The sequence below is a fragment of the Paraburkholderia sacchari genome, from assembly GCF_000785435.2.
GTDB classification, from domain to species: Bacteria; Pseudomonadota; Gammaproteobacteria; order Burkholderiales; family Burkholderiaceae; genus Paraburkholderia; species Paraburkholderia sacchari.
The window spans coordinates 118,589-137,271 of record NZ_JTDB02000009.1; the positions used below are offsets into that span (position 1 = coordinate 118,589).

Here is an 18,683-nt window from a genome sequence, read left to right on the forward strand (position 1 = left end):
TTGTTCCAACCACGTTGGCTTTCACACTCAGCGGCATTTATTCAGGACCGCATAAATAGAGTTTCTAATAGAGGAGAAGATATGAAAAAGACACTGTTGGCTTCGGCTCTGGGGTTGGTCGCTCTGGGCGCCCATGCGCAAAGCAGCGTGACGTTGTACGGTATCGTCGATACGGGGATTGGCTATCAAAGCAGCTCGGCGGCGTTGGGCTCGAACTCGGGCGGCCGCTCGGTGGTCAAGATGAACAACGGCATCTGGGCCGGCAGCCGTTTCGGTTTGAAGGGCGCGGAAGATCTGGGCGGCGGCACGAAGACGATCTTCCAGTTGGAAGAGGGATTCAACAGCGCGAACGGCGCACAAGCCGTGACGGGTCTGATGTTCAACCGCCAGGCGTGGGTGGGCTTGACGGACAAGCGCTTCGGTACGCTGACGGCTGGCCGCCAGTACACCTCGTATTACACGCTGCTTTCGCCGTACAGCCCGACCACGTGGCTGACCGGCGCCTATGGCGCGCACCCGGGCGATATCGACTCGCTCGATACGCTGTACCGCGTGAACAACTCGCTCGTCTATACGTCGCCGACCATCGCCGGCTTCACGGTGAGCGGCTCGTACGCGCTCGGCGGCACGCCGGGCAGCACGGGCGCCGGCCAGACGTGGAGCGTGGCGGCACAGTACCTGAATGGCCCGGTGGGCATTGCGGCGGGCATCCAGCGCATCGACAACGGCAACTCGAACGGCGGCGCATGGGGTGCGAACTCCACCGCGTCGAACAACGGCTCGCAGCCGGGCGTCTCGGCCATCAACAATGGTTTCCAGACCGCGGCCAAGCAGCAGCGCGTCGCGGTGACGGGAGGCTACGCATTCAATTCGCAGTGGGATATTTCGCTCTCGTACTCGAACGTGCAATACGCGGCGGGCACGGCTTCGCTGTTCCATGGCACGCAGATCTGGAACACGGCAGGCGCCGTGCTGCACTGGAAGCCGACCACGGCGCTGGACCTGGCCGCTGGCTATAGCTACACCGCCGCGACGCTGTCGAACGGCATCACCAGCGCGGCAAGCTACAACCAGTTCAACCTCTCGCAGTACTACGCATTGTCCAAGCGCACCGGCCTGTATGCGCTGGAAGCGTATCAGCGCGCGAACGGCCAGACGCTGGGCACGAACGGCAAGACCATCATCAACGCCACGGCGGCCATCGGCGACGGCCAGAACAATTCGCCTTCGTCGTCGCGCAGCATGGTTGGGGTTGGCGTGGGCATCATCCACCGCTTCTAATGCCGCTTCTAATCGCTTGAGCGGAGGTGGCGGCGTGGTTGGCCGCCACTCCCGCCTCACGCTTGCTGCCACGTTGCAAGCTCCTTGAACGGGACACGCGATGGCCGGGGGACGGACGACAAGACGACTCAGGGTCCGCCCCCCCGGAAGGCTTAGAGCTGGCTCATGCCGCCATCGACGATGATTTCCGTGCCGACGATAAAGGCCGATTCAGGCGCCGACAAATGCAGCACCGTCGAAGCGATCTCCGCCGGCTCGCCGAAGCGGCCCAGCGGCACCTGGGTCTGGATCTGCGCAACGGTAGCCGATAGCGTGTCGGCATCCATGCCGAGCTTGCCGTGCAGCGGCGTCGTCACCGGCCCCGGGCTGACTACGTTTACGCGAATGCCCGAACCGATCAGTTCTCCCGAGAGCGTCTTCGCCAGCGAGATCAGCGCGGCCTTGCTGGCGGCATACACGGAGGACATCGGCATGCCGATGCGTGCGTTGATCGAGCCGTTCAGCACGATCGAGGTCCCTTGATTGAGCAGCGGCAGCAGCGCCTGAATCTGGAAGTACGCGCCTTTCACGTTGGCGTTGAAAGTGGCGTCCCAGAGCGCCTCGTCCACATCGGGCAGCGTCGCAAATTTGGCGACGCCGGCGTTGATGAACACGGCATCCAGGCGGATGCCTTCCTCGGACAATTGGCGGGCCAGGTCGCGCGCGGCTTGCACGGTGCCGGTTTCGTTGCGGATGGCGAGCGCGTTGCCGCCCAGCGTGGCGCGTGCGGTTTCCAGCGTGGCCGCGTCGCGGCCGGTGATGACCACGCGCGCCCCTTCCCGGGCGAAAGCCTGAGCGGCCGCCAGACCGATGCCGCTGTTGCCGCCAGTGACCAGAACAGTTTTGCCTTCGAAGCGATTCATGATGTTTCTCCAGTGGAAAATTTGAACTTCAACCATTGCGTGAGTGCAGTATGGACGCGGGATAGCGGTTTGCCATACGATCGGACCGATAAACTCGTTCGAAGGAATTGCACATGTTGTCGGAAGACGAATTGGCCCTGCTGGAGGCCATCCGCGATGCAGGCAGCCTGTCGCGCGCGGCGGCGCGGCTGGGCAAGGCGCCCTCGACCGTGTCGCACGCCGCGCGGCAGCTCGAGCAACGCTTCGACGCGCTGCTGTTCGACCGCCGCCGTTACCGTTTGCAGTTGACGCGCGCGGGCGAGGTGCTCACCGAAGAAGCCGCGCGGCTCGCACAGGACGTCTCGCGCGTCACGCAGCGCGTGCGCCAGGTGGCCAACGGCTGGGAGGACCGGTTGTGGATCGTGACCGACGAGCTGATGGAATTCGAAACGCTCATGCCGGTCATGCATGCCTTCGACAAGCTCGAATCCGGGGTGGCCCTGCGCGTCACGCATGAAGTCCTGGCTGGCACCTGGGAGGCGCTGCGCGACGGCAGGGCCGATCTGGTCATCGGCGCGACCAACGAGCCGCCGGCGATTCCCAATCTTGGGTGGTTCGAACTGGGCGTGGTCGAGTGGGTGTTCGCGATTGCGCCCCGGCATCCGCTCGCGGCGTCGCGGGAACCGCTGACGCGCGAGGACATCGCCCGGCACCGCGCGGTGGTGGTGGCCGACTCGTCGCGCTTTACGGCGGGCCGCGCGTACGGCACCGTGGGCGGGCAGCGTTCGCTGGCCGTGCCTTCCATGCGCGCCAAGACGCAGGCGCAGCGCGATGGGCTCGGGATTGGCTGGTTGCCCCGGCATCGCGTGGCAACGCTGCTCAAGCGCGGCGAACTGGTGGAAAAGCGCACCGCCAATCCGCGCGAGCCTAACGTGCTGTATGTCGGTTGGCGTAACGAGCATGAGGGCCGCGCGCTGCAATGGTGGCTGGAGCAGTTGAGGGATGCGCGGCTGGCGAGACGCCTGGTGCGCGGAGTCGATGCGTACGCCTAACTGAATTTCACCTCGTTCTTCAATTCCTGCTTGTTCTCGAAATCGGTAATGCTTTCCACCGTGGTTTCGCAGATGGTCGTCAATGCCTCGCGCGTGAGGTAGGCCTGGTGCCCGGTAACGATCACATTGGGAAACGACACGAGGCGCTGGAAGATGTCGTCGGTGATGATCTCGCTGGAGAGATCGCGGAAGAACAGGTCCGCCTCCTGTTCATAAACATCGATTCCCAGGCCGCCTAGCTGGCCGCTCTTCAAGGCCTCGATGGCGGCTTCCGTGTCGATCAGTCCGCCCCGGCTCGTATTGATCAGGATGGCGCCGGGCTTCGTGCGCTTGAGCGTCTGCGAGTTGATGATGTGATACGTCTCGGGCGTCAGCGGGCAATGCAGCGAAATCACGTCGGCCTGCTCGGCGAATTCGCCTGCTGTTGCGTAGCTCAGGCCAAGCGCTTCGAAATGGGGCGATGGATAGGGATCGAAGCCAATCACCTTGCAGCCGAAGCCGAGCATGATCTTCGCAAACACACAGCCGATCTGCCCCGTTCCCACCACCACGACCGTCTTGCCATGCAGGTCGAAGCCGGTCAGGCCATCGAGCGAGAAATTCGAATCGCGCGTGCGGTTATAGGCGCGGTGGACCTTGCGGTTGATCGCGAGCAGCAGCGCCACCGCGTGCTCGGCCACCGAGTACGGCGAGTACGTGACCACGCGCACGACTTTCATGCCGAGCCGCGCTGCGGCTTCCAGATCGACATTGTTGAAGCCCGTGCAGCGCAACGCGAGCAAACGCGTGCCGCCCTTGTGCAGCGCTTCGAGCACTTGTGCACCTGCGCGGTCGTTGACGAAGATGCACACCGCGCCGTAGCCCGCCGCAAGACCGACGCTGTCCATATCGAGCGGGACGTCGAAGTAGTGCAGATCGTGTTGCGCGGCCCGGTTGGCCTCGTCGAGAAACTGGCGCTCATAGCGCGTCGAACTGAAAATCGCTACATCCATGATGGGCTCCGCTGAATCTGCAACTCGAGATCTTTTCATGCATTACGTGCTTGCATTTAGCCGGCGGCAACCGCAATGGCGATCTGTACAAAAAGCACCTTCACGATGGTCATCGACGGAAAAATCATTGCGTACATGATGTCCGGCTCGTCGGTCGGCGCGATGCGGTTGGCGAAAGCGAGAATGGCCGGGTTGCCGGTCGCGCCGCAGATTACCCCGATCGTCGTATCGAAAGGCAGCCTGAAAACCCACAGGCAGCATACCGCCGTGGCGGCGACCAGCACCAGCAGCGTGATTGCGCCATAGAGCAGCAGGAGCGGCCCGGCGGTGCCCACCGTGGCAATAAACTTCGGCCCGCACGAAATGCCTACCTGCGCGAGAAAAATCGTCAACCCGAGATTGCGCATCACGAGATTGGCCGAAAGCGGCATCACCCAGACGAATGGCCCGTTGCGGCGCGCCTTGCCGAGGCACAGCGCGACCAGCAGCAACGCCGCGAGCCCCATGCTGAACGCGCCGAGCCCCGGCACGCGCAACGGAATCGCACCGACCAGCAGCCCCAACGCCGCGCCGATGCCGAGGCTGATGAAGCTGAGATCGGCGGTGGTCTTGATCGAGTCGCCGAAGAACGCGCGCACCGTCGCCTGATGAGCTTGATGGACCAGCACGCCGACGCGGTCGCCGGCTTCGAGAATCAGATCGGGCGTCGACACCAGATCGGCATCGCCGCGCCGCACATGCGCGATCGCGCAGTTCACTCCATCCGGAAAGCGCAAATTGCCGAGTGCCATGCCGACCACCGACGGGTTCGACGCGAACACGCGCACATAGTCGAGGTCTTCCCGATGACTCGCAATGCGCCCGGGCTGCAGTTCGCCGCATAGCGCCGTGGCTTCGTCCAGCGGGCGCTGGTCGGTGGCAGTGGCGAGCAGAACGTCGTCGGCGCGCAGCGTGAAATCCTCGACGGGCAACTGATTGTGATGCGCGCGCCGCACGGCTGAGATAACCACGCCGGCAGGCAGCCGTGCCGCGAGTTCGGACAGCCTGAGACCGAACAGAGTCGAATTGCGCAATGCGATTTCCGCGGTCTTCAGCAACTTCGCGGGCGGCTTGCTTATTTTCACTTTCATCACGGCGTTTAGCGCATAGATGAACAGTATCGGCCCGGCCACGCCGAATGGGTAAGTGACGCTATAGGCTACGGCGGCGTCGTTGCTTTTCATCGAGGCGATGGCAACTTGCAGGCTAGCGGTACTGGTCCCGCTGCCCGCGAACATCCCGAGCGAATCGGCGAGCACGATGCCGAAACGAATCAATCCGCATGCCACGAGACCAGAGGCAATCACACCGACACACGCGGCTGCATTGGCCTTCGCGCCTTCCTTGCTGGTGAGCCCGCGAAAGAACTGCGCGCCGTATTGAATGCCGATGCCATAAAGAAACAGCAGCAGACCGAGCGTGCCCAGCAACGGAGGCGGCGCGGATTTCGGCGCGAACGCACCGACCGCCAGGCCGACGAACAGCACGGCTCCTGAGCCCAGCGCCACGCCCTTGATGTTGATTTCGCCGACCAGGTAGCCGATGGCGATGGTCAGAAAGAGTGCGAATAGCGGCTGAGCGCCGAGTAGGTCCCTGACTGCCTCCATGCCGCCCCCTCTAGATGGATGGATAAAGCAACGTGCAGGGGATGAATATTACTCGCTGGCGGTTAAATCAGGACGCAACGTGGCGCACTCACGCCCGGTGATGGCGGTCCCCGAGCAGATAATCGATCGAAATCAGGCCAGGGCCCCAGGCGGCAATGCCGAGCGCCATCGCGGCCCACGTGATGTGAACCGGCCAGCCATCCGGCACCGTCAATTCGATCAGGCAGGTCATCAGCAGCAGGCCTAGCGCAGCGAAACGCGTGCCGATGCCGAGCACGAGCAGCACCGGGAATATGATCTCACCGCACGCCGAAAGAAACGCGAAAACCGCTGGAGCCGGAAACGGATAAGGGCCGCCTGGCAGGTGCAGTCGAAATTCGTCGGTGAACAGATCGATGGCCGTGTCGTTGAGCTGGAGGAAGCCGTGCCATTTGAGCACCCCCGAGCGCCAGAACGGCACGGCAAGCGCGATGCGCAGCAGCAATTGCACGAACCACGGCTGCGCGAGCTTTTCGACCAGGCGCCGCGCACGAACGATTGCTATCGTGACGGTGCTGAAAGCGGACGGCTTGAGATCTTGCCGGGTCGATATCATGATGACTCTCCATTCAGAACGGATGTGAGCGCACGGTCTGCGATCCGCCGAGCCGTCTGCGCATGCGCGCGCAACTCGGACCACGCCGGCAGATTGCTGTCCCATTCGATCAGCGTTGGAACGGGGCCCAGGCGTTCGATGACAAGCTCGTAGAGCGCCCAGACGGAATCTGCGATGGCACGGTCGTGACTGTCGATGAGCAGCGGCGCATTCTCGTCGTCGCGCTGCTCGCTGTGTCCCGCGAGATGAATCTCGCCAACGTATTCGGACGGAAATTCCGCGAGATACGCTTGCGCCGAATAGCCGTGATTGACTGCCGAAACAAAAACGTTATTCACGTCGAGCAGCAATCCGCAGCCCGTGCGTTGCGCAACGGCGCGGATGAAGCCGGGCTCGCTCATGGTCGACGATGCGAACGCAACATAGGTGGAGGGATTTTCGAGCAGGATAGGGCGCTTGATGGTTTCCTGAACCTGGTCGATGTGACTGCAAACCTTGTCGAGCGTGGCCTTCGTATAAGGCAGCGGCAACAGGTCGTTAAAGAAGGTTCCTCCGTGCGAGGACCACGCCAGATGCTCGGAGACGAGCAGCGGCTCGTAGCGCTCCACCAGATCGCGAAAGCGGGCGAGGTGCTGGACGTCGAGCGCATCCGGCCCGCCGATCGACATGCACACGCCATGCAGCGAGAGCGGCCAGCGTTCGCGGATCGTGCCGAGCATCCGATGCGGCGGGCCGCCCGCACCCATGTAGTTCTCGGCATGGACTTCGAAGAATCCGTCCTTCAATCCATCGTCGAGAATCGCGGCGAAGTGTTCATGTTTGAAACTCGTGCCGGCTAGCACCGGCTCCGAGCGTGTCGTGCCGGCTGCGCGAAGAGGACGGCCAGGCGCATGCGCCGTCATGCTGCCAGTGGAAGGATTCATGACCGCCCATCTCCTCTCGTCAACCGCGCGATCAGGACTTCATGGGCGTGAGCGAGCCGTGGCCGCCACCCGGCACGACGATGCTCGCACACGTACCGCCCTGAACGAACTTCCACGAGTTGCCCTGGAAATCCATCGTCGACGTGCCCTGGCAGGTCGTTCCCGGGCCGGCGGCGCAATCGTTTTGCCCCTTCAGCGCGACGCCATAGCACTTTTCCTTATGCGCGGCCATTGCAGCGCTGACTTCCGCCTTGGTGAGCGGCGCGGCATGGGCCGTGGCGGCGAGAAGGCTGGCGACGGCGCCGGCAAGCAGCGCGGAACTGACATTGATCTTGGTGGACATGAGCGATCTCCAGTTGAAGGAAAGAGAGGTATCCCCAGCGGATACACAAGCTAATTCGGGAATTGCCATGCGGCGGTTACAGCGGCGGAATATTTAAGTTGAACTCGGGCGCCCGGGCTTGCCTGAATCGACAGGCTAACGATGGCTCAACTAGCGCTCCACTACTGTTCTGTTTGAATGGCGGCGAACACCCCGGCTGAAATCATCGCGGCGAGGTTGGCCGGCAGGTCGAAATCGGCGGATTCCTCGAAGGCGGTCTCCACTGCGGCGCCGAGCGTTGCGCCCTCGACGAGTGCAACGAGAAAGGCCGCGCCGCCCGGTGGCAGACGCGAGACGATTACGTCCGCGTCGGGCCGCGTGACGAGCGCATCCTCGGCATCGCCCGAATGCAGCGGCGTGGCGGGCGTGTTCACGCGATTCATCGTGAAGATCGCCACAGCCGGATAGCGCGAGCGCACGATGCGCGTGGCGGGATGCGGAACGAAGCGCACCTGTGCGAGCGCGGACGGATCGACACAGGCAAGCGCACCGGCGGTGAGCGGCGCGACATCGGCGGCGTGCCAGGCGTCGAGCCAGGCGCGTTCGATACGTGCTGTATCCGCGAGCCAGGGCATCTCGCGTGCGTACTCGTAGGTTTCGATGAAAGATGGAAACTCGCGCCCGTACTCGAACAGCAGAGGAGAAATCGGTGGCGTGGCGCGCACGTGAAAGCGAGCCATCGCACGGAAGAACTCGACTCCGGTGATGCGCTGCACGGCAGGATAGATTGCCGCGAGCGCATCGATCAGACTGACGGTGACGTTGTTCCGATAGACGTTGTAGCGCTTGACGACGCCCTTGCCGGGCGCGGCCGGAGCGGCCACGACGCCTTCGGGCGCGGCTGCATCGGGATTCGTCAGACCAGGCGCGAAGGCTGCCGCGAAGTCGGCGGTGGGATGTTCGGGCTGCATGGCGGCCTCTCACTGCGCGTGGAGCGTTATGGATGGATACGCTGGTTAATTCGGTGGGCTTCGTTGTCCGGTTACAGGCGCTGAATTTTTCTGGGGCGATGCTGGCCAAGAGTGGACACTCGCGGACAGAACCGCCGCGTAGCCGGGCTGCCATGGGAGCGGGCAGCAAACGCTGCAGTTCGAAGAATCGGACGCGGATTTTATCCGGCGGCTGTGGCGCGAGGACGGCTTTTGCCGGGTGACGCGCCGCTTATCTGATCCAGTGGTGAAACCTTGTTTAGATGCAAAGACCCGAATAAAAAACGGCCCTCGCAAAGCGAGAGCCGAACAGTGCATTCACAGGAGGCGTGGGCACTGGAGACGATCTTCCGCGCGGCCGCTTTGAGGCGGCCGCGTGGGGTTATCTTAGTGCTTGGCCAGAGCCAGCGAAGCATCCTGTTCGGAATGGGTGTGCGGATCTCCCTTCGGGATGCCGTTGAACAGCAGGTTCAGCCCGACCGAGGTCACGCAGGCGAGCAGGATGCTGCTGTGCAGGATCGGCTGGATCGCGGCGGGCAGCTTGGCGAACAAGGCGGGCGCAAAGGTCGGCAGCAGCGAAACCGCGAGCGTGGCCGAGACGATATAGACATTGCGCCGGCTGGTTTCGAAATCGACGCGCGACAGCGTCTTCACGCCGGTCGAAGTCACCACGCCGAACATGAACAGCGCCGCGCCGCCGAGCGCGGGCAACGGCACTGAAGCAACGATGGTCGCGAGCTTCGGCAGCAACCCCAGCAGGCACAGGATCACGCCGGCGGCCACCGCCACCCAGCGGCTCTTCACGCCGGTCACGACGAGCAGGCCGATGTTCTGGCTGTAGATCGTATATGGGAAGCCGTTGAAAATCCCGCCGATGATGCTCGCGAGGCCGTTCGCGCGCAGCCCGCTCGTCATGTCGGCCGAGGTAAGCTTCTTGTCGACCACGTCGCCGGTCGCGATGAAGAGCCCCATCGACTCGATCATGACGATCACCATCACCACGACGATGGTGCCCACCGCGATCGGATCGAAGATTGGCATGCCGAAATAAAACGGCTGGATCATGTCGACCAGCGGCGCTTCGGCCACGCCGTGGAAATTGACCATGCCGAACGGGATCGCGACGAGCATGCCAACCGCGAGCGCCAGCAGCACCGAAACATTCGACCAGAAGCCCTTGAGCCAGCGGTTGATGGCGAGAATCATCACGAACACGAATGCGGCGAGCGCGAGATTTTGCGGCGCGCCGAAGTCGGGCGAGCCCTTGCCGCCGCCGATCCAGTTCACGCCCACCGGGAACAGCGAGAGCCCCACGACCATCACGATCGAGCCGCCCACGATGGGCGGAAAGAACTTCACGAGTCTGCCGAATACCGGCGAGAGCAGCATCGTGATCACGCCGCCCGCCATCACCGCGCCGATCACGGCGGTCAGCCCGAGACCGGGCGCGGTTGCGATCACGAGAATCGGCGGCACGGCGCTGAACGCAACGCCCTGCATGACCGGCATGCGTACGCCAAAACGCCAGATGCCGCCAGATTGCAGGATGGTTGCGATCCCGCAGGTGAACAGGTCCGCATTGATGAGCACCGCGATCGATTCCTTCGGCAGCTTGAGCGCGCTCGCGATGATCATCGGCACCGCTACCGCGCCGATATACATCACGAGGACGTGCTGGAGGCCAAGCATCACGAGCAGCGGCGGTTTGGGCACGCTGTCGACGGGAGCGATTTCGCGTCGTACCGAATCGAGTTCTGCGGACATCGGGGTGTCTCCTTGCGGTGTAATTAGGTAAAGCAGTTTCTAAGCGGATTCAGGCCAATTCACGCGAGCACGAATGGTGTCGCGCGCAACCGTTGCCCGGTCGCCGCGAAGATCGCATTGCCGATGGCCGGCACGACTGGCGGATTCGAGAGCTCGCCAATGCCGCCCGGCTTGCGGTCGGTTGGCGGCATCAGCTCGATCTGCACGAGCGGGGCTTCGTGGATGCGCAGCACCGGATAGTCGTGGAAATTGCTCTCGCGGACTTGGCCGTTCTCGATGTGCACCGCGTTCATGAGCGCGGTGCTCACGCCCCAGTGAATGCCGCCCGCGAGTTGCTGATGCACCGAGCCTGGATCAACGGCGATGCCGCAATCGACCACGCAGGTGACCTTGCGCACAGCGATCGCGTTGTCCTTCACGGCGACTTCCGCGACGATGGCGATGAAGCTCTCGTAGCCGTTGTAGATCGCGACGCCCATGCCGCGCCGCGTGCCGTCCGCGTCGTGAATCGCGCGGGGCGTCCATTGCGCGAGCGTCGCCGCGCGTTCGAGCACCGCGCGCAACTCGGGCCGGCTCGCGAGCATCGTGCTGCGATACGCGATGGGGTCCTGATTCACCGCGTGCGCGGTTTCGTCGACCGCGCTTTCGATCGCGAACACATTGGGCACGAAGCTGACCGCGCGCCACCACCAGATCGGGAAACCGGGTTCGTGGCGCACCCATGCGAGATCGAGCGCCGGCATGTCGTAGTGGAAGTCCGCGCGCATGCTTTCGGTGCAGCTTGGATCGACGGGGAATTTCGCCAGAAAACCGGGATCGTCGGGCTCCTTGATCGACGGCACGACCGCGCGAAGGCTGAAGCCCGTGACGTGGCCGTTCGCGTCGAGCGCGACGCGCGCCTTGTGCACGCTCGCACTCTGATAGAACGTGCCGCGAATATCGTCCTCGCGGCTGTACAGCAGCTTGACGGGCTTGCCAACGCGCTTCGAGATTGCGGTGACTTCTAGCACCTGATGCAGGCCCTCACGCGCGCCGAAGCTGCCGCCGGCTTCGGTCAGATGGAGGCGGACCTTGTCGCGCGGCACGCCCGCAATCGTCTCGGCCGCCTGCGCGCAGCGCGACGGCACCTGCAGGCCGCCCCAGTACTCGACGGTATCGGGCTTCACCCACGCGACGATGCTGAGCGGCTCCATCTGCGCGTGCGCCTTGTACGGCATCGTGTACACCGCCTCGACCACGCGCGCGGCTTGCGCGAACGCGGCCTTTGCATCGCCTTTGCCGTTCGATTGCTTGCCGGGATCGTCGACGTGTTCGGTCATTTCGCGAATCGCGCCTTCCGAACTGAAGTTCGCGAGATCGCTGTTTTCCCACTCGACTTTCAGCACTTTGCGCGCGCGCTGCGCGCTCCAGAACTGATCGGCGACGATCGCGACGCCCGGCTGGCACGCGCCGTTCGCGACGCGCGAGGGCGCATGATCGGGCCGGAAATGCGCGATCACCTCGGGAATGTCGAGCGCGAAAACGTCGCGCACGCCGGGCAGCGCTTTTACCTCGGCGGCGTTGAATGACTTCACCTTCGCGTTGACGACGGGCGAGTGAACGACGATCGCAGTGAACATTCCGGGCAATTGCAGATCGATCGCATATTGCGCCTGACCCGTGAGCTTTTCGACCACGCGATAGCTGCGGCGCGGCTTGCCGATCAGCACGAACTGGTCGGGGCGCTTGAGCGTGACCTGTTGCGGCACGGGCTGCGAGGCGGCGGCGGTGGCGAGCTCGCCGTAATTGAAGCGGCGGCCGCTCGCCGGATGAATCACTTCGCTGTTCGCGGTCTGACACGTTGACGCATCGACGGACCAGCGTTGCGCGGCTTGCGCGACCAGCATCGCGCGCGCCGTTGCGCCGGCGCGCCTGAGCGGCTCCCATTGCCACGCCACGCTGGTGCTGCCGCCGGTGGCGTGCATGCCCCACAGCTTCTGGATATAGACCGCCGCGAGCGGATCGTCGGGCTGGATGATCCGTACGCGAGACCAGTCGGCGTCGAGTTCATCGGCGAGCAGCATGCCGAGTGCGTTTTTCACGCCGGTGCCGCTGTCGAATTTGTGGCACACCAAAAAGATCTGGTTATCCGGTGCAATGCGCACCCATGCGTTCGGCGCGAAGCGGCCCGCCGTGCTGTCGACGGCCGGCGTTGCCTGCGCGACTTGAATGCCCGCGCCGCCGATTTCGAGCAGCAGGCCGCCTGCAAGCGCGGCGCCCGTTTGCAGAAAGCGGCGGCGGCTGCCCGAAGCGGGCGCGGTCTGGAGGCCGTTGTGATGGTCGTAGCGTTTCATGCAGCCGCCTTGTCGCGCAGCGCGACAGCCGCGCGATGGATCGCGCGGCGGATGCGGTCGTAGGTGCCGCAGCGGCAGATATTGCCGGCCATCGCGGTGTCGATATCGCTGTCGCCCGGATTGTGGTTCGTCGCGAGCAGCGCAGCCGCCGACATGATTTGCCCGGACTGGCAGTAGCCGCATTGCGGCACGTCCTCGTCGCGCCACGCTGCCTGCACGGCATGCAATGCATCCGGCGTGCCGAGCCCTTCGATGGTTTTGATCCGCTTGCCGGCGACTGCGCCGAGCGGCAATTGGCACGAGCGCACCGCCGCGCCATCGAGATGCACTGTGCACGCGCCGCACAGTCCCATCCCACAGCCGAATTTCGTGCCGGTCAGGTGCAGCGTATCGCGCAGCACCCACAGCAGCGGTGTATCGGGCGGCGCGTCGACCACATGGTCGGCGCCGTTCACGTTCAACTTCGTCATGTCGTCTCCCGATTGGCGTATCGATTAATCGATTCGTGGATGCGTTGGCCGCGGCATATTTCCGTCATGTGGGTAAAGCCTATGTGCACAAAATCGATATGTGAAATACGATTTTGGAATCCATTCGATACGAGGTTCATATGGATTTGAGGCAGTTGCGTTATTTCATTGCAGTCGCGGAGGAGGGGAATTTCAGCCGTGCGGCCGAACGCCTGCACATTTCGCAGCCGCCGCTGAGCCAGCAGATCATGGCGCTGGAAGATTCGCTGCACGTGACTTTGTTTGTGCGCGGCCGCCACGGCGCGCGGCTCACGCGCGCTGGCGAGGCGCTGCTCGTGCGTGCGCGCAGCATCGTGAGCGATTGCGATTCGGTCGAGAAACTCGTGCGCCGCGTGGCGGACGGGCTCGAAGGCTATATCCGCATCGGCATCATTAATTCGGTGATGTACGGTCCGCTGCCGCGCACGATGCACTTGTTCCAGAAGCACAATCCCGAGGTCGAGTGGACCTTGCATGAATTACTGCCCGAGCAGCAGCAGGACGCGCTGGTCGCCGGCAAGATCGACGTGGGCTTCGCGTGCAGCGCGGCGACGCGCAGCGAGCTGCGCTCGATCCGCGTATACCCGCAGCCGCTGCGCGTCGCGCTGCCCAGCGAGCATCCGCTCGCGAAGCGCCGCCGCATTGCGCTCAAGGCGCTCGCCAGCGATGCGTTCGTGCTGCTCAACACGCAAAGCCCGATCATTCGCGACGTGCTCGCGGCCTGCGTGCGCGACGGTTTCCAGCCGCGCGTGCTGCACGAGTCGATCGATCCCGAGACGGTGCTGAGCCTCGTGGGCGCGGGTGTGGGCGTGAGCATCCTGCCCGAGTCGCTGTCGACCACGCCGCGCGAGAACGTCGTGTTCGTGCGGCTGGACGAGCGCGGCGTCAACGCCGACCTTTACGCCTCGGTGCGCCGCGACGACACGCTGCCGGCGCTGGAGCGCTTTCTGGCGCTTCTGGAAGAGGTGACGCTGGAGTGGCGGCGCGAAATCGGCGCAAAAAATTCGGATGCCGAATGAATTAGCCGTGGAAATGAGGCCGCGGCCGGAGCATGTTTATCCGGTCCGGACAAGTGGCGGCAATAGATTCGCAATCGAAATACCGGAAATTTGATCACGCCCTTGACAAAGCCCATTCGCGGGCGGCATGATCTGGCCGTGGGTAGAAGCGGTCGATTGAACAAGCAGCGGTGCAATACCGCGATCGTTCAACTGGAGATTGCTCACTGACGGAGTTTCTGTCGGTGGCGCCAATTTTCCAACCATTGCCGCTCTCACAGTGCTCCCGAAATCGAGGCAGTTCACCCGGCGCCGCACACGCGCCGTGAGCTGCTGCGTTCCACCTCAAGCACTGCGAGGAGAGCCCGCATGATTATCGACACAAGCTGCTATCCGACGAATCTCGTCGATCTCGCCTGGCGGCACGACGGCGACCCGTTCACCGGCGAACGCCTGATCGAAATGATGGACGGTCCGTTTCTGATCAACGGCAAGCCGCGCCGCATCGACAAGGCGTTCATCCAGCCGCCGCAAGGCAACACCATCTACACGTACACCGACGGCGTAAAGACCGGCACCGAATCGATCGACGCCTATATGGCCTACACGGTCGAAATGGTGAAGAAGTATCCGGAGCGCTTTATCGGCTGCTTCGTCTATAACCCGCGCTGCGGCGTCGAAAACGGCGTGAACGCCATCGACTACTACGTGCGCAAGCTCGGCTTCAAGATGGTGCAGTTCCAGGCCAACATGCATGCGTACCGTCCGGACCGCGCGCTCGACTGGCTGCGCCCGGCGCTCGCCAAATGCGCGGAGCTCGGCGTGCTCGTAAAGCTGCACACCGGCGACGGCCCGTACAGCATCCCCACCGAATGGGTGCCGATGATCAAGGAGTTCCCGACCGTGAACTTCATCATGGCGCACTTCGGCGTGCAGACGGGCGGCGTCTACTGCTTCGAGCCGTTCCAGCTCGCGATGGATCTGCCCAACGTGTATTGCGAATCGGGCTGGTGCCTGCAGTCGCGCATTGTCGAATTCGCGAAGGTGCTGCCCAAGCACAAGATCCTGTTCGGCTCCGACACGCCGCCGAACGAACCCGGCATGTGGCTGCGTCTGCTCGAAGTGCTTTGCTTCGATCCGCCGCAAGGCCTCAATCTCGACGAAGACACGCTCGAAGACTATCTCGGCAACAACACCGCACGCATGATCGGCCTCGAGCCGACGCCGGTGCCGAAGACCGTCGAAGAAGCCAGGGCGCTGCTCGCAGCATGAGCGCGCCACGTCACACGAACCGGAGACAAGCATGATCATCGATACCCATCTGCACCCGACCAATCTCGTCGACGAAGCGTGGCGCCACACCGGCACGCCGTTCACGGGCGAGCGTCTGCTCGAGATGATGGACGGCCCGTACATCATCAACGGCAAGCCGCGCCGTATCGACATGGGCTTCATTCAGCCGCCGCCGGGCAACACCGGCTATCGCGACGGCAACCGCCGCGGCCGCGAAGGCATTCGCGACTACATGTCGTATATCGCCGAGCTGTGCCAGAAATACCCGGACCGCTTTATCGGCAACTTCACGTTCAACCCGCGCTGGGGCCCGGAAGAGGGTGCGCAGGAGCTCGAATTCCACATCAAGGAATACGGCTTCAAGATGGTGAAGCTGCACGCCAACATGCACGGCTACCGTCCCGACCGCGCGCTCGACTGGCTGCGCCCCGCGATGAAGGTGTGCGCGAAGTACAACACCGTCGTGCTGATCCACACGGGCGATGGCCCGTACACGATTCCGACGATGTTCTACCCGATCATCCGCGAGTTCCCGATGGTGAACTTCATCATCGGTCACTTCGGCATCCAGACCGGCGGCAACTATTCGTTCGAAGCGTTCTGGATGGCGATGGACACGCCCAACGTGGTATGTGAATCGGGCTGGTGCTTCCAGTCGCGCATCGTCGAGTTCGCACGTGAACTGCCGCGCAACAAGATCGTGTTCGGCACCGACTCGCCGCCGAACGAGCCGGGCATGTGGCTGCGCGAGCTCGAAATGCTGTGCGGACCCGCGCCGCAGGGCATGGATCTCGACGAGGACGGTCTCGAAGACTACATGGGCAACAACATCGCGCGCCTGTGCGGCATCAAGACCTCGCCGCCGCCGCGCAATCTCGAGGAAGCGAAGCTGCGCTTGACCGACAGCTACGCAGCGCTCGACAACGTCCCCGCCTGATAGGGACCATGCGGTGGGCCGCTCGCGCTTCGGTGCTTGCACCGTTGCGCGCGGCGGCCCGCGATAGCAGCTGAGCGCAATGGCGCGGCGCCGTGCAGCAAGTGCGGCCCGCGCCGTTGAAAGGCTGATGACAAGGAACCACCATGACATCGACCCGTTCGTCCGCTCTCGATCGCGCAGACGCTAATCCGCAGGACTTTCGCCATTTTCTCGCCGGCTATCGCGCCGCGCATCCCGACGACGTGCTGACGATCAGTGAACGCGTGAGCGCCGATCAGGACGCCACCGCGCTCGTCTGGCAGCTCGCCGCGCAGAACCGCCATCCGCTGCTCGCTTTCGAGCAGGTCGACGGCTTGCAGACGCCGCTCGTCACCAATGTGTTTGCGTCTAGAAAGCGCATCGCGTGGATGCTCGATACGAACGTCCAGAATCTGCACAACGAATTCCAGGCACGCAGCCGGCGCATGGTCGCGCCACGCGTCGTGTCCGATGGTCCGGTGCTCGAATCGGTCGAGACCGAGCGCATTGACCTCACTACGATCCCGACGCTGCGCCATTTCGAAACCGATCGCGGCCCCTACATCACCAACGCGATCCTGATCGCCAACGATCCCGAGACCGGCATCGGCAATGCGAGTTATCACCGCTCGATGCTGCATTCGCGCGACGAAATTGCCACCAGCCTGCATTCGCGGGGCCATCTGTGGCGCATGGTGCAGCGCGCGCAGGCGCTCGGCAAGCCGCTGCCGGTCGCGATGGTGATTGGCGCGCATCCGCTTTTCATGCTGTCCGGCGCCGCGCGGCTGCCGTATGGCGTGGACGAGCGCCACATCGCGGGCGGACTGCTCGGCGCGCCGCTCGACGTCGTGAAGACGCCGCGTTACGGCATCGAAGTGCCGGCCTATGCGGAGTTCGTGCTCGAAGGCGTGATCGACCCGCGCGCGCGCGCCGACGAAGGGCCGTTCGGCGAGTTCACCGGTTATTCATCGGATCGGTCTACTAACAATCTGTTCAAAGTGGAAAGCGTGCTGCGCCGGCGCGACCCGATCCTGATCGACGTGACCGGCGGCAACTCGGCCGAGCACCTGAATCTCGGCCGCATTCCGCGCGAGTCGGAGATGGTCGAAAAGCTCAAGGAGCGCTTCCCCAGCGTGACGGCCGTTCACTATCCGTCCTCGGGTACGCACTTTCACGCCTATGTCGCGTTAAAGCAGTCGCGGCCCGGCGAGGCGCGCCAGGTGATGCTCGGGCTGCTCGGCTGGGACCCGTATTTGAAGAACGTGGTGGCGGTCGATGCGGACGTCGACATCTCGCGCGACGAAGAAGTGCTGTGGGCGATCGCGACGCATCTGCAACCGCATCTCGACGTGGTGATCGTCGACGGGCTGCCGGGCAGCGCGCTCGATCCGTCCGCCTCGGGCGTGGGCACGACTTCGCGCATGGGGCTCGACGCCACGCGCGGCCCGCACTTCGACGGCGTGCGCGCACAGATTGGCGCCGACGCAATGACGCGCGCCGCGCAACTGCTCGCCGGGCTCGCGCCGCGGAATCTGCGGAGCGCATCATGAAGCGCCTGATCGTCGCGATCACGGGCGCGAGCGGCGCGGTGTACGGCGTGCGGCTGCTTCAGCAACTCGCGCGCGTCGACCACTGCGAAACGCATCTCGTGATGTCGCCTTCGGGGCTGCTGACGGCGGGCCACGAACTCGGCATGGGGCGGCGCGACGTCGAAGCGCTCGCCGATGTCGTGCACAACCCGCGCGACATCGGTGCGACGCTCGCGAGCGGTTCGTTCCGCTGTGACGGCATGGCGGTCGCGCCGTGCTCGATGCGCACGCTCGCGGCCATCGCGACCGGTCTCGCCGACAACCTGATCACGCGCGCCGCCGACGTGATGCTCAAGGAGCGCCGCAAGCTCGTGCTGCTCGCGCGCGAAACGCCGCTCAACCTCGTGCATCTGCGCAACATGACGAGCGTGACCGAAGCAGGCGCGATTGTGTTGCCGCCGGTGCCCGCGTTTTACAACCATCCGCGCACGGTCGACGACATCGTCGACCACACGGTCGGGCGCGTGCTCGACCTGTTCGATATCGACCACGAAGGCCTCGTCGGCCGTTGGCAAGGGCTGCGCGCCGACGCAGCCGCAATCTGATTTTTCCGGACCCGTA

General features: G+C 63.9%; 17 protein-coding genes. 7 read left to right on the forward strand and 10 right to left on the reverse strand.

Going from position 1 to position 18,683, the window contains the following annotated elements:
- Positions 1-81: 81 nt before the first annotated feature.
- On the forward strand, positions 82-1,281 hold the full coding sequence (locus tag NH14_RS26500; protein WP_035529765.1) for a porin: 1,200 nt from the start codon (positions 82-84) through the stop codon (positions 1,279-1,281).
- A 152-nt stretch (positions 1,282-1,433) separates the two neighbouring features.
- Here the strand turns inward: NH14_RS26500 and NH14_RS26505 are convergent, their stop codons facing one another.
- Complete coding sequence (locus tag NH14_RS26505; RefSeq protein WP_035529763.1) at positions 1,434-2,183, reverse strand: SDR family oxidoreductase; 750 nt, start codon at positions 2,181-2,183, stop codon at positions 1,434-1,436.
- Between the two features lie 113 nt (positions 2,184-2,296).
- Between NH14_RS26505 and NH14_RS26510 the strand changes: the two genes are divergently transcribed.
- Positions 2,297-3,214, forward strand: a complete 918-nt coding sequence (locus tag NH14_RS26510) for a LysR family transcriptional regulator (RefSeq protein ID WP_035529760.1) — start codon at positions 2,297-2,299, stop codon at positions 3,212-3,214.
- Here the strand turns inward: NH14_RS26510 and NH14_RS26515 are convergent.
- From NH14_RS26515 to NH14_RS26555, 9 genes are all read right to left on the reverse strand, one after another.
- Positions 3,211-4,206 carry a 2-hydroxyacid dehydrogenase gene (locus NH14_RS26515; protein WP_035529758.1) on the reverse strand — a complete coding sequence of 332 codons (996 nt, stop codon included), beginning with the start codon at positions 4,204-4,206 and terminating at the stop codon, positions 3,211-3,213. The genes NH14_RS26510 and NH14_RS26515 overlap by 4 nt on opposite strands.
- 56 nt (positions 4,207-4,262) lie before the next feature.
- On the reverse strand, positions 4,263-5,852 hold the full coding sequence (locus NH14_RS26520; protein ID WP_035529756.1) for an aspartate:alanine exchanger family transporter: 1,590 nt from the start codon (positions 5,850-5,852) through the stop codon (positions 4,263-4,265).
- A gap of 88 nt (positions 5,853-5,940) precedes the next feature.
- Complete coding sequence (locus tag NH14_RS26525; RefSeq protein ID WP_456238518.1) at positions 5,941-6,444, reverse strand: DoxX family protein; 504 nt, start codon at positions 6,442-6,444, stop codon at positions 5,941-5,943.
- The gene (gene bufB, locus NH14_RS26530; protein ID WP_084225684.1) at positions 6,444-7,370 is read right to left on the reverse strand and encodes an MNIO family bufferin maturase; all 927 of its coding nucleotides are present in this window, start codon (positions 7,368-7,370) and stop codon (positions 6,444-6,446) included. The genes NH14_RS26525 and bufB overlap by 1 nt, the downstream gene beginning before the upstream one ends.
- A gap of 31 nt (positions 7,371-7,401) precedes the next feature.
- The gene (locus NH14_RS26535) at positions 7,402-7,713 is read right to left on the reverse strand and encodes a BufA1 family periplasmic bufferin-type metallophore (RefSeq protein ID WP_035529754.1); all 312 of its coding nucleotides are present in this window, start codon (positions 7,711-7,713) and stop codon (positions 7,402-7,404) included.
- Between the two features lie 161 nt (positions 7,714-7,874).
- Positions 7,875-8,663: an HvfC/BufC N-terminal domain-containing protein gene (locus NH14_RS26540; RefSeq protein ID WP_035529752.1), complete on the reverse strand. Its 789-nt coding sequence runs from the start codon at positions 8,661-8,663 to the stop codon at positions 7,875-7,877.
- 405 nt (positions 8,664-9,068) lie between these two features.
- On the reverse strand, positions 9,069-10,445 hold the full coding sequence (locus NH14_RS26545) for a nucleobase:cation symporter-2 family protein (protein ID WP_052148234.1): 1,377 nt from the start codon (positions 10,443-10,445) through the stop codon (positions 9,069-9,071).
- Between the two features lie 59 nt (positions 10,446-10,504).
- Complete coding sequence (locus NH14_RS26550) at positions 10,505-12,778, reverse strand: xanthine dehydrogenase family protein molybdopterin-binding subunit (protein WP_052148233.1); 2,274 nt, start codon at positions 12,776-12,778, stop codon at positions 10,505-10,507.
- Positions 12,775-13,248, reverse strand: a complete 474-nt coding sequence (locus tag NH14_RS26555; protein WP_035529750.1) for a (2Fe-2S)-binding protein — start codon at positions 13,246-13,248, stop codon at positions 12,775-12,777. Before NH14_RS26555 ends, NH14_RS26550 begins: the two co-directional genes overlap by 4 nt.
- A gap of 140 nt (positions 13,249-13,388) precedes the next feature.
- Here NH14_RS26555 and NH14_RS26560 point away from each other — a divergent pair, with 140 nt between their 5' ends.
- The 5 genes from NH14_RS26560 to NH14_RS26580 all read left to right on the forward strand — a co-directional run bounded on the left by NH14_RS26560 (position 13,389) and on the right by NH14_RS26580 (position 18,667).
- Positions 13,389-14,306, forward strand: coding sequence for a LysR substrate-binding domain-containing protein (locus NH14_RS26560; RefSeq protein WP_052148232.1), 918 nt, complete (start codon positions 13,389-13,391; stop codon positions 14,304-14,306).
- 348 nt (positions 14,307-14,654) lie between these two features.
- Positions 14,655-15,557, forward strand: coding sequence for an amidohydrolase family protein (locus NH14_RS26565; protein WP_035529748.1), 903 nt, complete (start codon positions 14,655-14,657; stop codon positions 15,555-15,557).
- 31 nt (positions 15,558-15,588) lie between these two features.
- Positions 15,589-16,515, forward strand: coding sequence for an amidohydrolase family protein (locus NH14_RS26570; RefSeq protein ID WP_035529746.1), 927 nt, complete (start codon positions 15,589-15,591; stop codon positions 16,513-16,515).
- A 143-nt stretch (positions 16,516-16,658) separates the two neighbouring features.
- Positions 16,659-18,083 carry a UbiD family decarboxylase gene (locus tag NH14_RS26575; RefSeq protein WP_035529744.1) on the forward strand — a complete coding sequence of 475 codons (1,425 nt, stop codon included), beginning with the start codon at positions 16,659-16,661 and terminating at the stop codon, positions 18,081-18,083.
- Complete coding sequence (locus NH14_RS26580) at positions 18,080-18,667, forward strand: UbiX family flavin prenyltransferase (RefSeq protein ID WP_035529742.1); 588 nt, start codon at positions 18,080-18,082, stop codon at positions 18,665-18,667. Before NH14_RS26575 ends, NH14_RS26580 begins: the two co-directional genes overlap by 4 nt.
- Positions 18,668-18,683 lie beyond the last annotated feature (16 nt).